Source organism: Deinococcus sp. LM3, from assembly GCF_002017875.1.
In the GTDB taxonomy this organism is placed as follows: domain Bacteria; phylum Deinococcota; class Deinococci; order Deinococcales; family Deinococcaceae; genus Deinococcus.
The window spans coordinates 713,447-727,258 of the sequence record NZ_MUFV01000001.1; the positions used below are offsets into that span (position 1 = coordinate 713,447).

The 13,812-nt window shown below is 68.7% G+C and carries 9 protein-coding genes and 1 tRNA gene; 4 read left to right on the forward strand and 6 right to left on the reverse strand.

Annotated features, from left to right (window positions below):
- Positions 1-2,955, reverse strand: a complete 2,955-nt coding sequence (gene topA, locus BXU09_RS03310) for a type I DNA topoisomerase (RefSeq protein ID WP_078300575.1) — start codon at positions 2,953-2,955, stop codon at positions 1-3.
- A 203-nt stretch (positions 2,956-3,158) separates the two neighbouring features.
- Between topA and BXU09_RS03315 the strand changes: the two genes are divergently transcribed.
- The gene (locus BXU09_RS03315; RefSeq protein WP_078300577.1) at positions 3,159-3,731 is read left to right on the forward strand and encodes a YdcF family protein; all 573 of its coding nucleotides are present in this window, start codon (positions 3,159-3,161) and stop codon (positions 3,729-3,731) included.
- A 72-nt stretch (positions 3,732-3,803) separates the two neighbouring features.
- Here the strand turns inward: BXU09_RS03315 and murJ are convergent, their stop codons facing one another.
- From murJ to pgm, 3 genes are all read right to left on the reverse strand, one after another.
- Positions 3,804-5,291 carry a murein biosynthesis integral membrane protein MurJ gene (murJ, locus tag BXU09_RS03320; RefSeq protein ID WP_346417583.1) on the reverse strand — a complete coding sequence of 496 codons (1,488 nt, stop codon included), beginning with the start codon at positions 5,289-5,291 and terminating at the stop codon, positions 3,804-3,806.
- 176 nt (positions 5,292-5,467) lie between these two features.
- Positions 5,468-5,977 (reverse strand): hypothetical protein, encoded by a 510-nt coding sequence (locus BXU09_RS03325; RefSeq protein ID WP_078304687.1) that lies wholly within the window; start codon positions 5,975-5,977, stop codon positions 5,468-5,470.
- Positions 5,978-5,979: 2 nt separating this feature from the next.
- Positions 5,980-7,614: a phosphoglucomutase (alpha-D-glucose-1,6-bisphosphate-dependent) gene (pgm, locus tag BXU09_RS03330; protein WP_078300578.1), complete on the reverse strand. Its 1,635-nt coding sequence runs from the start codon at positions 7,612-7,614 to the stop codon at positions 5,980-5,982.
- A 380-nt stretch (positions 7,615-7,994) separates the two neighbouring features.
- Here pgm and glpX point away from each other — a divergent pair, with 380 nt between their 5' ends.
- Together glpX and wrbA are read left to right on the forward strand one after the other, a co-directional pair.
- On the forward strand, positions 7,995-9,032 hold the full coding sequence (gene glpX, locus BXU09_RS03335; RefSeq protein WP_230270561.1) for a class II fructose-bisphosphatase: 1,038 nt from the start codon (positions 7,995-7,997) through the stop codon (positions 9,030-9,032).
- A gap of 188 nt (positions 9,033-9,220) precedes the next feature.
- Positions 9,221-9,835, forward strand: a complete 615-nt coding sequence (wrbA, locus tag BXU09_RS03340; RefSeq protein ID WP_078300580.1) for an NAD(P)H:quinone oxidoreductase — start codon at positions 9,221-9,223, stop codon at positions 9,833-9,835.
- 63 nt (positions 9,836-9,898) lie between these two features.
- On the opposite strand, the gene treS is transcribed toward wrbA, so the two are convergent.
- On the reverse strand, positions 9,899-11,557 hold the full coding sequence (gene treS, locus BXU09_RS03345; RefSeq protein WP_078300581.1) for a maltose alpha-D-glucosyltransferase: 1,659 nt from the start codon (positions 11,555-11,557) through the stop codon (positions 9,899-9,901).
- A 149-nt stretch (positions 11,558-11,706) separates the two neighbouring features.
- Positions 11,707-11,780, reverse strand: a tRNA-Gln gene (locus tag BXU09_RS03350).
- Between the two features lie 296 nt (positions 11,781-12,076).
- Between BXU09_RS03350 and BXU09_RS03355 the strand changes: the two genes are divergently transcribed.
- Positions 12,077-13,801 carry a 30S ribosomal protein S1 gene (locus tag BXU09_RS03355; protein WP_078300583.1) on the forward strand — a complete coding sequence of 575 codons (1,725 nt, stop codon included), beginning with the start codon at positions 12,077-12,079 and terminating at the stop codon, positions 13,799-13,801.
- Positions 13,802-13,812: the final 11 nt, after the last annotated feature.

Sequence of the window (13,812 nt, forward strand, 5' to 3'; positions counted from 1 at the left end):
TTACTCTCCGCGCGCCGCCTGGTTCAGTTTCTTGCTGGCCTGCAACGCCATGCCCTTGGCCTTCTTGACATCCAGGCCCAGTTCGGGGGCCACGTCGTCGACCTTGCGGCCCTGTTCGCGGGTGGCGGTCACGAGTTGCTGCTCCTGGGCACTCAGGACGCCCAGGTGGGCCTTGAGTTGCGCCCAGGTGAAGGTCGCCTTGGCGGGCGCGGCTTTCGCGGCGGGTTTCCTTGCAGCGGTCTTGGTCGCCGGTTTCTTGGTGGCGGTCTTGCCAGCACTGGCCTTACCGGTGCTGCTCTTGCCGGTGCTGGCCTTGCTGGCGGCGGGTTTCTTGGCACCCGCCTTGGCCGGGGTTTTGGCGGCCGCTTTCTTCGGGCTGGCCTTGCCGGGTTTCTTCTTGGGTTCCTTGCCGCGTTCCTCCAGGATTTCCAGGGCGCGTTCGGCGCTCAGGGTGCCCTCGTCCTCGCCCTTGCGCAGGGTGGCGTTGCGTTCCCCGTCGGTCAGGTACGGTCCGAAACGGCCGGATTTCAGCAGGATGGGCGCGCGGCCCTCGATCTCAAAGGTCTGGAGGGGCGGGGCGGCCACGCGGCCCTTCCCGAAGCGGGGTTGCAGGAACAGCGCCTCGGCCTCCTGGATGCCGACCTCGAACAGGTGCTCGTGGCTGGTCAGGCTGCGGCTGTCGCTGCCGCGCTTGAGGTACGGGCCGTACTTGCCGTTCAGCGCCCAGACTTCCTCGCCGCCGCTCGTGCCGACCAGTCGGGGCAGACTCAGGAGTTTCAGGGCGCGGTCCAGGCTCAGGGTGTCCAGGTCGTCGGTGGGGAACAGGCTGGCGCTGCGCACCGGGGGGTTCGTGTCGCCCAGCGTCACGTACGGGCCGTAGCGTCCGGCGCGGGCCACGACGGGCAGGCCGGTGTCGGGGTCGGTGCCCAGGGGCCGCTCGCCGCTGGGGCGGGCCATGATCTCCTCGGCCTTCTCGGCGGTCAGTTCGTCGGGGGCCATGTCCTCGGGCAGGTTGGCTTTCTGCTCGCCGCGTTCCATGTACGGGCCGTAGCGGCCCACGCGGACCTCGATACCGGTGCCTTCCAGGCGGGGCACGCTGATGGTGGCGATGCTGCGCGCGTCGATCTCGCCCATCTGCCGGTCGATCAGGGGCCGCAGGGCCATGCCCTCGCCCTGGTCACCCAGGTAGAAGCGCCGCAGGTACGGCACCCGCTGGGCGCGGCCGCCCGCGATGTCGTCGAGGTCCTCTTCCATCTTGGCGGTGAAGTCGTAGTCCACCAGCGACGCGAAGTGGTGTTCCAGCAGGGCGCTGGTGGCGAAGGCCGTCCAGGTCGGCACCAGCGCCTGCCCTTTCTTGGTGGCGTACCCACGGTCCTGGATGGTGCCCAGGATGCTGGCGTACGTGCTGGGGCGGCCGATGCCCGCGCCTTCCAGCGACTGCACCAGCGACGCCTCGGTGTAGCGGGCGGGGGGCTGCGTGTCGTGGCCCTCGGGCTTGACGCTCTCGGCGGTGACGCGCTCGCCTTCCTTCAGGGGCGGCAGGGGCGTCTCGCGGTCTTCCAGCGCGGCGCCCGGGTCGTCGCTGCCCTCCACGTAGGCGCGCAGGAAGCCGGGGAAGTCGATGGTGCGGCCCGAGGCGCTCAGGCCGACCGCCTCGCCCGCCTTGGTCTGTCCGCCCAGGCGGACGCGCAGGCTGCGGCCGCGCGCGTCGGCCATCTGGCAGGCGACGGTGCGTTTCCAGATCAGGTCGTACAGGCGCCACTCGTCGCCGCTCAGTTCGGCGCGCAGGCTCTCGGGCGTGCGGAAGGCACTTCCGGCCGGGCGGATCGCCTCGTGGGCCTCCTGGGCGTTCTTGGCTTTCTTGGCGTACACGCGCGGCTGCGGCGACAGGTAACTGGGGCCGTACATCTGCGTGACCTGCGTGCGGGCCGCCGTGACCGCCTCGGTGCTCAGGTTGGTACTGTCGGTGCGCATGTACGTGATGTAGCCCTGCTCGTACAGTCGCTGCGCGGCGCGCATGGTGCGCGTGGCGGCGAAGCCCAGCTTGCGGCTCCCCTCCTGCTGCAACGTGGACGTGATGAACGGCGGGTAGGGCCGCTGCGTGAAGGGTTTCTCCTCGGCGCTCGTGACCGTCAGGGGCTGCCCGGTCAGACCTTCGGCCAGGGCGCGGGCCTCGGCCTCGGTCAGCAATCGGGCGGTCACACCCGCTTTCAGTCGCCCGGTCAGCGGGTCGAAGTCACGGCCCAGCGCCAGCTTCTGCACCGTCTTATCCGGGCCGGCCACGTCGGTCAGGCGGGCCGGGAAGGTCTGCGCGTCCGCCGTTTTCCCGGTGATCAGCAGATCCCACCACGACGCACTGACAAAGCGCATGCGTTCGCGCTCACGTTCCACCAGCATGCGGGTCGCCACGCTCTGCACGCGGCCCGCCGAGAGCTTCGGCTTGACCTTCTTCCACAGGACCGGGCTGACCTCGTAACCGTACAGGCGGTCCAGGGCGCGGCGGGCCTCCTGCGCCTCCACGAGGTTCGTGTCGATCTGGCGCGGGCTGGCAATCGCCGCCTGAATGGCTTCCCGGGTGATCTCGTGGAACACCATGCGCTTGACCGGCACCTTCGGGTTCAGTTCCTGAAACAGGTGCCACGCGATGCTCTCACCCTCGCGGTCATCGTCGGTCGCCAGGATGATCTCGTCGGCCTCGGCCGCCAGCTTGCGCAGTTTCGCCACGTGCGCCTTCTTCTCGGGCGACACGACGTACAGCGGCTGGAAGTCATGCTCGACGTCCAGGCCCAGGCGGGCCCAGGCCTTGCCCTTGTATTTCTCCGGGATGTCCGCCGCACTTTTCGGCAGGTCGCGGATATGCCCGATGGAAGACTCCACCGCGTACCCCTGTCCGAGGTACTTCTCGATGGTGCGGGCTTTGGCAGGCGACTCGACAATGACAAGGGTTCTGGGCATAAGTAAGGTCTCTCCCCCGTAGGCCGGGGTACGGGCCGAGCGTAGCACGCGTTCCCGTTCCGACTCCGGCCGAGGTCCCACACTGTACGCCCCTCACCCGCCCGGCCATCCCACCCGCCCGGCCACCTCACCCGGACGGCGCCGCGCGGGACCGGCACGCAACCCGTCAGGCTTATCATTTTCTTCATGCTAGGCTGCCGCTGATGCGTTCCCGGGGCGCCACCCTCACCCTGCTGCCACTGGCCGTGGCGGCCCTGCTCGTCGCGGGATTCGTCCTGACGCCCAACCTGCGCGTCCAGAACGCCGCCACGCCCCACCCCACCCTGGTCGTCCTGGGCGCCGCGCAGTACGCCGGGAAACCCAGCCCCGCCTTCCAGCGCCGCCTGGACCACGCCCTGACCCTTTACCGCACCGGAGGCGTGGAGCAGATCGTGGTCACGGGCGGCCGCCGCGCCGGGGACCCCTACACCGAAGGTGGCGTCGGCACCGCCTACCTCGCCCGCCAGGGCGTGCCCGCAGGCGACCTGATCGCCGAGGAACGCAGCCGCACCACCGTGCAGAACCTCCAGAACGCCCGCGCCGCCCTGCGCCCGGAGACACCCGTCACGCTCGTCACCGACGAGGCCCACGCCCCCCGCGCCCTGGCCCTGGCCCGCGCCATCGGCCTGAACGCCAACGTCAGCGCCAGCCCCCTCAGCGCGCGGGTCAGCCGCTCGTACCTGCTGCGCGAGAAAGTCGCCCTGGCCGCCTACGCCCTGATCGGCATCCGGCTGTAGAAGGGGTGTAGGAAGTGGGGTGTGGGTTGTAGGAGATTGCTCCCACAACCCACACCCCACTTCCTCTATCGATCAGCGTTTCAGTCGCCGCGTCACCGCCGCCACTTCCGGCATTCTCAGGGCCAGCGCGCCGCCCAGGTACACGGCGAGGCCCGCCCCGCCCGCCAGGGCCAGCACGGGAATGCTGGTCAGGATGAAGCCCGGTTCGATCGGCACGGCCCGCGCGATCAGCCACGCCACGCCGCCCGAGACGGCAGCCAGTGGCACGACGCGCAGCAGATGGCCCGTCACCTCGCGCGCTGGGAAGCCCACGGCGCGGCGGTACAGGATGATCAGCGCGGCCGTCATCAGCAGGCCGCTGATGGTGGTGCTCAGGCCGAAGCCGATCAGGCCCAGGCTGGGTACCAGCAGGCGGTACAGCCCGACCTCCAGCACGAAGCCGATGGCGCTGATCGTCACGGCCTCACGGGTGCGTTCACGCGCGTAGAAGGTGCGTAGCAGCACCGTGACCAGCGCCCACGGGACCAGAGCCAGAGACCAGCTGCTCAGGATGCCCGCCCCGGCCAGGAATTTCACGGTTTCCTCCGGAGTGCGGGGAGCGTGGGTGTTGATGACGCTGATCACGTGGGGGGCCAGCGCAATGATCAGGGCGCTCATGGGCGCGGCCAGGAACGTGGTGGTGCGGATGGTGCTGGCGGTGAGTGCGCGGAACTGCGGCCAGTTCTTCTCGGCGGCAGCCTGCGAGAAGCGCGGGAAGACGGCCAGGACAGGTGAGACGACGAACAGGCCGTTCACGGTGGTGAACAGCGCCTGGGCGTTGAAGTACCCGGCCTGCGTGCCGGAATCGAACAGCCGCGCGTCGGACAGCAGCCGCAGCACGTACACGTTCAGGAACTGCCGCGCCCCGGCCGTCAGGGTGAACGGGGCCATCTGGCGCAGCACGCGCCCCACCGCCGGGTGCCCCCTCAGGGCCGGGGTGGGCAGCAGTCCGAAGCGGTGCAGGGCGGGCAACTGCACCAGGAGTTGCGCGGCGCCCCCGATCAGCCAGCCGAAGGCCAGCCACTCGGCCTGCTTGGGCAGCAGCACCAGCGCCGCGATGCTGGCAATGTTGAACGCCACGGGCGCGAAACTGCTTTCCCGGAAGTGCTCGTCGGCATTCAGCAGCCCCATGGCGATGGCGGACAGGCTGATCAGCATCAGGAACGGCATGACCATGCGGGTCATGAACAGCGCCAGCTCCCGGTCGATGTTCGACTGCCCGGCCAGCAGCAGGTCCACGAGGTACGGGGCGGCCAGGATGCCCGCCGCCATCAGCAGCAGGTTCACGGCGATCAGTACGCCGCTGAACGCCTGCGCCAGCTTTCTGCGCTCGGCATCGTCCAGGGTCTTGTACACCGGGATGAACGAGTTGACGAGCGCGCCCTCGGCCAGCAGTTCGCGCAGCAGGTTCGGGATCGTGACGGCCGTGTTGAACGCCTCGACCAGCGTCACGCTGAACAGGTTGTTCAGGGCCATCTGGCGCAGGATGCCGCTCAGGCGTGAGCCGAGCGTGCCGAGCATGACGATGATGGTGTTGGCCCGCAGGGACTTTTTCGGCCCGGCGGGTGGGGGCGCGGCGGGCGGCCCGGCGTCCTCGAAGGACATGTTCAGTTCGGGTGGTGCGGGGGGCGGGCCGGACGGCGGGAGACTCACGGGGGTCACTGTACCGCCCGTTCCGCCCGGCCTTCATGCGGCGTTCAGGTCGGGGGTGGGCTCTGCTCGTCGGGGGTGATCTCGTGGGCGCTGCCGTCCGGGCCGATGAACAGGTGCGGCGCGCCGAAGCTGACGTTCAGGCGCAGGGTGTTCAGGTACGCCTGGAGGTTGGCGGGCATGTCGCTGAGGGTGAAGGGGGCGCGGGGGGCGGCCACGAGGCGGTACACGCCAGTCTGACCGGGCAGGCGGTCGTAGACGAACGCGCCGCGCCGCTGGGCGGGGGTCAGGTGCTCGTCGAAGCCTCCGGCGGGGGCGTTGGGTTCCTCGGCTTCTGGGCGCACGTCGATCCAGACGTGCGTGCGTTCCAGCAGGCCCTCGCTCTGCAGGGCGGCTTGGGGGACGGTGTCGTCCCCGGCGGCCAGGAACTGCGCGACGTGCCCGCGTGTGTCGGTGGCGAACCAGTCGAATTCCACGTCCCGGATTTCCTCGCGGGTGATGACGACCTGCAACAGTTCCTCCTCGGTGAGGGGGGTATCGGTGGGGGCGTGACTCATGGTCACTGCCCTCCCAGCGCGGCGGCGACCACGTCGCGGGCCTCGTTCATGACCTGTTTCAGGTGGTCGGCGCCCCGGAAGCTCTCGGCGTAGATCTTGTACACGTCCTCGGTGCCGCTGGGGCGCGCGGCGAACCAGGCCTCGTCGGTGGTGACTTTCAGGCCGCCGATGGCCTCGTCGTTGCCGGGCGCGCGGGTGAGTTTCGCGGTGATGGGGTCGCCGCCCAGCGTGGTGGCGGTGACCTGCTCGGGCGAGAGGCTGCCCAGAATCTTCTTCTGGTCGGGCGTGGCGGGCGCGTCCTGGCGGTCGTAGGCGGTCGCGCCCAGGCGGGCGGTCAGGTCCGCGAAGCGCGCGCTGGGGGTCTGGCCGGTGCGGGCGGTCATCTCGGCGGCGAGCAGGCCGGGGATCAGGCCGTCCTTGTCGGTACTCCAGGCGCGGCCGTCACGGCGCAGGAAGCTGGCCCCGGCGCTCTCCTCGCCGCCGAAGCCGAAGGAGCCGTCCTGCAGGCCCGCCACGAAGTACTTGAAGCCCACCGGCACCTCCACGACGCGGCGGCCGATGCTGGCGCCCACCCGGTCGATCAGGGCGCTGCTGACCAGGGTCTTGCCGATGGCGGCGCCTTCGCGCCAGCCGGGACGGTTCTGGAACAGGTACTCGATCATCACGGCGAGGTAGTGGTTGGGGTTCATCAGGCCGTCGGCGGTGACGATGCCGTGCCGGTCGGCGTCCGGGTCGTTCCCGATGGCCACGTCGAAGTCGCCTTTCAGGGCCAGCAGGCCCGCCATGGCGTGGGGGCTGGAGCAGTCCATGCGGATCTTGCCGTCGCGGTCCACGCTCATGAACGCGAAGCTGGGGTCGATCACGTCGTTCACGATGGTCAGGTTCAGGTCGTGCGCCGCCCCGATGGCCTGCCAGACCGGGAGGCTGCTGCCGCCCAGCGGGTCCACGCCGATCCGCACGCCACTGGCGCGGATGACATCCAGGTCGATCACGTCCGGCAGTTGCGTGACGTAGGGCGTGATGAAGTCGAATTCCTCCAGGGCCGCCATGGCGTCTTCCAGCGAGACGCGCTGCACGTCGCGCAGTTCGTCTTCCATGATCTGGTTGGCGCGGGCCTGCACGACTTTCGTGACGTCGGTGTCGGCCGGGCCGCCGCTGGGCGGGTTGTACTTGAAGCCGCCGTCCTGTGGGGGGTTGTGGCTGGGCGTGATCACGATCCCGTCGGCCACGCCGTCCACGCCCGCGCGGTTGTGTTCCAGGATGGCGTGGCTGACCAGGGGCGTGGGCGTGAACAGGCCGGGCTGCACGCGCACGCGCACGCCGTTGGCGATCAGGACTTCCAGCGCGGTCATCCAGGCGGGTTCGGACAGGGCGTGCGTGTCCAGGCCCATGTACAGCGGCCCGGTGATCCCGGCCTGCGCGCGGTACTCCGCGACGGCCTGCGCGATGGCCAGGATGTGCATCTCGTTGAAGGTTCCGGCGATGCTGTTGCCACGGTGGCCGCTGGTGCCGAACGCCACGCGTTGCAGGGGGTCGCTGGGCAGCGGGCGGGTCTCGTAGTAGTGGGCCACCAGACGGGGAATGTTCGTCAGCAGGCTCCGGGGAGCGCGTTTACCGGCCAGTTCGCTGAGGGTCATGCCGCCCAGTGTAAGGAGTGCGGCCCCCGCGCAGGCGCTTGCGGTAAGACAGCGTGAAGTGCCGCCCGGCGACTGGGCCTTCCGGTGGCTGGGCCTCCCGGTGACGGGTGACCCGGTCGCGGTGACGGGCAGCTGCTACGCTGGGCGGCATGAGGGAGTTCTTGAACGACTGGTGGCGGCTGCTGAAGCTGATCGTGGGGTCGCTGGCGATTCCGGTGGTGCTGTGGGGACTGCTGGTGTGGGCGGGCGTCCTGAAGTGACGGGCCGCCGGGCCAGTGAGCCGCTGGTCGGGGGCCGCTCCCCCGGCGGGTGACACGCGGCGCGCGGGTTGGAATCGCTCCCGGCGCCGCGCCTCATGTGGGCCGTGTTACGTTCGGTGCATGACGGTCAAACGGCAGAAAGGCACGGACAGGATTTCCGGGAAGGGCGCAGAGACGCGCGCGGGCAGCAACCACTTCGAGCACGCGCTGGTGCTGGAAACGGCGCGCGTGACCGAGGGCGCGGCGCTGGCCGCCAGCCGCTTCATGGGCATGGGCGACAAGAACGCCGTGGACGGCGCCGGCACCGAGGCCATGCGGGAGCTGCTGAACTCGCTGGACATCCGGGGCACGGTCGTGATCGGCGAGGGCGAGATGGACGAGGCGCCCATGCTGTACATCGGCGAGCAGGTCGGCACCGGGCAGTACGAGGTGGACATCGCCGTGGACCCGGTTGAGGGCACCAGCGTGACCGCCAAGGGCCTTCCGAACGGACTGGCCGTGATTGCCCTGTCCGAACGGGGCGGCCTGATGCACGCGCCGGACTGCTACATGGACAAGCTGGTCGTGCCGCCCCCCGCCGCCGGGAAGGTGAACCTGGACTGGCCGGTCGAGGCGAACCTGAACGTGCTGGCGCAGAGCCTGGAGCGCGACGTGGACGACCTGATGATCACCATCCTGGACCGCGAGCGGCACGCGGACCTGATCCGGCAGGTGCGGGCCACGGGCGCCCGCGTGAAACTGATCGGTGACGGCGACGTGGTCGCCAGCCTGCAGGTCGGCGTGCGCGGCACGGGCGTTCACGCGCTGATGGGGTCGGGCGGCGCGCCGGAAGGGGTGCTGTCGGCAGCGGCCATGAAGTGCCTGGGCGCGGAAATTCAGGGCCGCTTCATCGCCGAGGACGACGCCATGCGTGAGCGCTTCAAGACGATGGGCGTGGACGAGAAGCGCGTGTACAAGACCAACGACCTCGCGCCGGGGTCGCAGATGGTGTTCAGCGCCACCGGCATCACGTACGGCGAACTGCTCAGCGGCGTGCGTCACTTCGGTGGCGGGGCCAGGACCCACACGCTGGTCATGGGGTACGCCACGCGCGTGGTGCGGTTCATCGATTCGGTGCACCTGGAAGACGACGGGGCACGCGTCACGATCCGCGTCTGACCTGCCGCAACTGACCCGTTCTGTTCTCCCCTGCTCCGGGATGGCCCTGCGCCTCCTGGGGTGGAGGATCGTGCTGTCGGCCGGGCGTGGGGGAGCCAGTACCGGTATGAGAAATAATGAGTTGTTGCTTCATGTTTGCTAAATGGCTTAACATTGAACTATTCAGCCTCGAGCCGTACACTCCGGTCATGACGAACCCCACTCCCACCCCGGTGAAACTGGCCATCGTGTACTACTCCACCTACGGCACCAACCACGCCATGGCCCAGGTCGCCGCCGAGGCCGCCCGCGCCGCCGGGGCCGAGGTGCACCTGCTGAAAGTGCCGGAAACGGCCCCGCAGGCCGTGATCGACACCCAGGACGCCTGGAAAGCCCAGCAGGAACGCAGCGCGGACGTCCAGACCGCCACGCCCGCCGACCTCGAATGGGCCGACGCCTACCTGTTCAGCAGCCCCACCCGCTTCGGCGGCGCGGCCAGCCAGGTGCGCGCCTTCATCGACACGCTCGGCGGTCTGTGGGGCACCGGCAAACTGGCGAACAAGACCTTCAGCGCCATGACCAGCGCCCAGAACCCCAACGGCGGGCAGGAAACCACCCTCATGACCCTGTACACCACCGCCATGCACTGGGGCGCCATCCTGGTGCCGCCCGGCTACACCGACCCGGTCATCTTCGCGTCCGGCGGGAACCCCTACGGCGCCAGCGTTACGGCCGGCGGCCAGCCCCTGAGCGACGAGGACCGCGCCACCATCGCCCATCAGGCCCGCCGCCTCGTCGAGGTCACGGCCCGCCTGAACGGCTGACCCGACCAGTCCACGAGAAGGCCCGCCGCGCTGAATGCGGCGGGCCTTCTGTGCGCGGCGGATTCAGTTCAGGCGCAGCCAGTAGTAGTCGTACTTGCCCAGGATCATGGGGTACGCCGCCTCGGTCACGGGCGGGAAGTGGCTGCCGCCGGCCAGCGTGACCGGCGTGCGGCCCACGTGCTCCCCCAAGTTCAGGTGGACGGCCTGGGCGTTCCCGGCGAAGTTACTGACGATCAGCAGGGTCTCGTCGGCGGTGCGGCGCGTGAAGGCCAGGATGGCGGGGTTGTCGGTATCGACGAACTGCAACTCGCCCGTGGCGAAGGCCGGGTGGCTGCGGCGCAGTTCGAGCTGCCGCGCGGTCCACTTCAGGAGGCTGCTGGGATCGCGTTCCTGGCTGTGGACGTTCACGCGGGCGTAGCCGTACACGGCGTCACTGATGGGCGGGAAGAAGCACTGGTCCGGCGTGGCGGTCGAGAAGCCGCCGCTCATGCCGGCGTTCCACTGCATGGGGGTGCGCACGCCGTTGCGGTCGGCCTGCGACAGGTCGTCGCCCATGCCGATCTCGTCGCCGTAGTACAGGATCGGGCTGCCCGGCAGGGCCAGCAAGACCGTGTTCAGCAGCTCGATGCGGCGGCGGTCGTTGTCCAGCAGCGGCGCCAGGCGGCGGCGGATGCCCACGTTGATCTTCATGCGGGTGTCGGGCGCGTACGCGGCGTACATGAAGGCGCGTTCGTCGTCGCTGACCATCTCCAGCGTCAGTTCGTCGTGGTTACGCAGGAACGTCGCCCACTGCCCGAAGCTGGGAATGGCGGGCAGGCGGTCCATGATCTCGCGGATGGAGGTGGTGTCCTCCTTTTTCAGGCTCATGTACAGCCGGGGCATGACCGGGAAGTTGAAGCACATGTGGAATTCCGGGTCCTGCTCGGTCCCGAAGTACTCGGCGACCTCCTCGGGCCACTGGTTCGCCTCGGCCAGCAGCAGGCGGCCGGGGTACTCCTGATCGACCATCTGGCGCATCTTTTTCAGGATGTCGTGCGTTTCCGGCAGGTTCTCGCAGTTGGTGCCCTCGCGCTCGATCAGGTACGGCACGGCGTCCACCCGGAAGCCGTCCACGCCCAGGTCCAGCCAGAACCGCGCGGCCGACAGCAGTTCCTCGACCACGCGGGGGTTGTCGAAGTTCAGGTCCGGCTGGCTGGAGAAGAAGCGGTGCCAGTAGTAGCGGCCGGTCTGCTCGTCCAGCGTCCAGTTGCTCGTCTCGGTGTCGGTGAAGATGATCCGCGCGCCGGCGTACTCGGTGCCGGTATCGCTCCAGACGTAGTAGTCGTGGTACTCGTTGGGGCTGCCGTCGGGAAGGATGGGGCCGCGCCGCGCCGCCTGGAACCAGGGGTGGTCGCTGCTGGTGTGGTTGGTGACCAAGTCCCCGATGACGCGCAGGCCGCGCGCGTGGGCCTCGCGCAGGAAGACCTTGAAGTCCTCCAGGGTGCCCAGGTCCGGGTGGATGTCCGTGTAGTCGGCCACGTCGTAGCCGTCGTCGCGCAGGGGGCTGGGGTAGAACGGCAGCAGCCACAGGCAGTCCACGCCCAGGTTCTTCAGGTAATCGAGTTTGCCGGTCAGGCCGGGAAAGTCACCCTTGCCATCGCCGTTGCCGTCCGCGAAGGTGCGGACCGAGAGTTCGTAGAAGACGGCGCTCTTGTACCACTCGGGCAGGGAGGACTGGGTCATGCCCCGCAGTGTAATTCAGCCTGCCGCTGGAAGCGCTGCCATGAGGGCCGGGCGTGAACCGGTTCTCAACGCGGGCTGTGAGCAGGCGGATGTCAGCCGCAGGGTAGGCACAAGAAAAAACCCCGTCCGGAGACGGGGGTTCTTTCAGTTGGCTGGGGCACTAGGACTCGAACCTAGATCGACAGTGTCAGAGACTGTTGTCCTGCCATTAGACGATGCCCCAACGCGGCTTCGCTCTGACCGAACTTCCTTGAAGGGAAGCGTGAGGGAGTATAGCCACAGCCCTGCCGGTCCGTCAAGCCTCCCCCCTGCACTGCGTGTCAGTCCCGCCAGAGCGAACGCGGGCCAGGACTCGCTGGACCGCGTACAGACCGCAGTTGCCGCGCTCCTCAGACTCTGGTACACTAAGGTGTTGCCGCGCCGTATGCACCCCTGGCCCCAGGGCCGGGCTCGCACGGAAGACAGGTATCAGGCTGGCGCGCCGTCCGCAGGGAGGCGCGCCCAGGAGGACAGGAGTTCATGGAAGACAACACCCAGACCCCCGCCCAGCAAGGCGGGACTCAGCCCGCGACGGGCACCACCCAGACCAGCGTTCCCACCCCCGTGGAGGAGCGCGAGTACCCCGCCATGACCATGGAGGACATCCTCGCCAGTGAGGCGCAGGAACCCCAGAGCGTCACCCGTGGGGACATCGTGGACGGCACCATCGTGTTCATCGGCCAGGAAGGCATTGCCGTGGACATCGGTGCGAAGGTCGAGGGCATCATCCCCCTCAACCAGCTCGGCGACGAGCCCGTCACGCTGGAACAGGCCCAGGAGATGTACAAGTCCGGTGAGCAGATCGAAGCGTACGTCGTGCGCGTCGACCTGCCCAACAGCCAGATCGTGCTGAGCAAGAAGCGCGCCGATCAGGACAAGGGCTGGCGCGTCCTGGAGAAGATGCAGGAGGCCGACGAAGCCTTCGAAGTCGAGGTGCTCGAGAAGGTGCGCGGCGGTCTGGTCGCGCAGGTGGAAGGCATCCGCGCCTTCCTGCCCGCTTCGCAGGTGGACACCCGCCGCGTGAACGACCTCGACCCCTACGTGGGCAAGCCCCTGATGGTCAAGCTCATCGAGCTCAACCGCAAGCGCAACCGCGTGATCATCAGCCACCGCGCCATCCTCGAAGCCCAGAAAGCCAAGGCCCGCGAAGAAACCGTCGGCCAGCTGGAAGCCGGCGCGCAGTTCGAGGGTGAAGTCGTGGAAATCACCGACTTCGGCGTGTTCGTGAACCTGGGCGGCATCGACGGCCTCGTTCACCGCAGCGAACTCACCTACGGCCGCTTCAACCACCCCCGCGACGTGGTCAAGGTGGGCGACAAGGTGCAGGTGCAGGTCATGGACGTCGACGGCGGCCGCGAGCGCATCAACCTAAGCATGAAAGCCCTCACCCAGGACCCCTGGGAAGGTGCCACCGACCGCTACAGCATCGGCCAGAAGGTCAGCGGTAAGGTCACGAACCTCACCAACTTCGGCGCCTTCATCGAACTGGAATCCGGCCTGGAAGGCCTGGTTCACGTCAGCGAGATGAGCTGGACCAAGCGCGTGCGTCACCCCAACGAAGTCATGAAGGAAGGCGACGAAGTCGAGGCCGTCATCCTGCGCATCGACCCGAAGGACCGCCGCATCTCCCTGGGTATTCGTCAGACCACCGACGATCCCTGGAGCGCCCTGCCTGACCGCTACCCGCCCGGCACCCCCGTCAAGGGCAAGATCACCGGCATGACCGACTTCGGCGTGTTCATGGAGATCGAAGAAGGCATCGAGGGCCTGATCCACATCAGCGAACTCGACGTGCAGCGCGTCAACAACCCCGCCGACCTGTTCAAGAAGGGCGACGAGATCGAAGCCGTCATCCTGAACATCGACCCCGTCGAGCAGCGCGCCAGCCTCAGCCGTCGCCGCTTCCTGGGCGGCGGCCCGGTCCCCACCCAGCGCGACTACGTCAGCCAGGGTGGCGGCGCCCGCAGCGACCGCTACAGCAGCGGTCAGGGCGGCGGCGCACCCCGCGCCGGTGGCCGTGGCGGACGCCGTGGCGACGCGGACTACGCGTACAACGCCAAGGACGCCAGCCAGGGTGGCAAGATCAGCACCAAACTGGGTGACGTGTACGCCGACCTGTTCGCGCAGTTCGGTCTGGGCGGCGACAAGAAAGCCGACGCCCCCGAAGCGCAGGCCGACACCACCACCGAAGACAACCAGGGCTAAGCGGGACGCTC

What these genes read in the sequence shown, in the direction of transcription:
- topA (WP_078300575.1), bottom strand. Translation starts at nt 2,955, where the DNA reads ATGCCCAGAACCCTTGTCATTGTCGAGTCGCCTGCCAAAGCCCGCACC.
- BXU09_RS03315 (WP_078300577.1), top strand. Translation starts at nt 3,159, where the DNA reads ATGCGTTCCCGGGGCGCCACCCTCACCCTGCTGCCACTGGCCGTGGCG.
- murJ (WP_346417583.1), bottom strand. Translation starts at nt 5,291, where the DNA reads ATGCTCGGCACGCTCGGCTCACGCCTGAGCGGCATCCTGCGCCAGATG.
- BXU09_RS03325 (WP_078304687.1), bottom strand. Translation starts at nt 5,977, where the DNA reads ATGAGTCACGCCCCCACCGATACCCCCCTCACCGAGGAGGAACTGTTG.
- pgm (WP_078300578.1), bottom strand. Translation starts at nt 7,614, where the DNA reads ATGACCCTCAGCGAACTGGCCGGTAAACGCGCTCCCCGGAGCCTGCTG.
- glpX (WP_230270561.1), top strand. Translation starts at nt 7,995, where the DNA reads ATGACGGTCAAACGGCAGAAAGGCACGGACAGGATTTCCGGGAAGGGC.
- wrbA (WP_078300580.1), top strand. Translation starts at nt 9,221, where the DNA reads ATGACGAACCCCACTCCCACCCCGGTGAAACTGGCCATCGTGTACTAC.
- treS (WP_078300581.1), bottom strand. Translation starts at nt 11,557, where the DNA reads ATGACCCAGTCCTCCCTGCCCGAGTGGTACAAGAGCGCCGTCTTCTAC.
- BXU09_RS03355 (WP_078300583.1), top strand. Translation starts at nt 12,077, where the DNA reads ATGGAAGACAACACCCAGACCCCCGCCCAGCAAGGCGGGACTCAGCCC.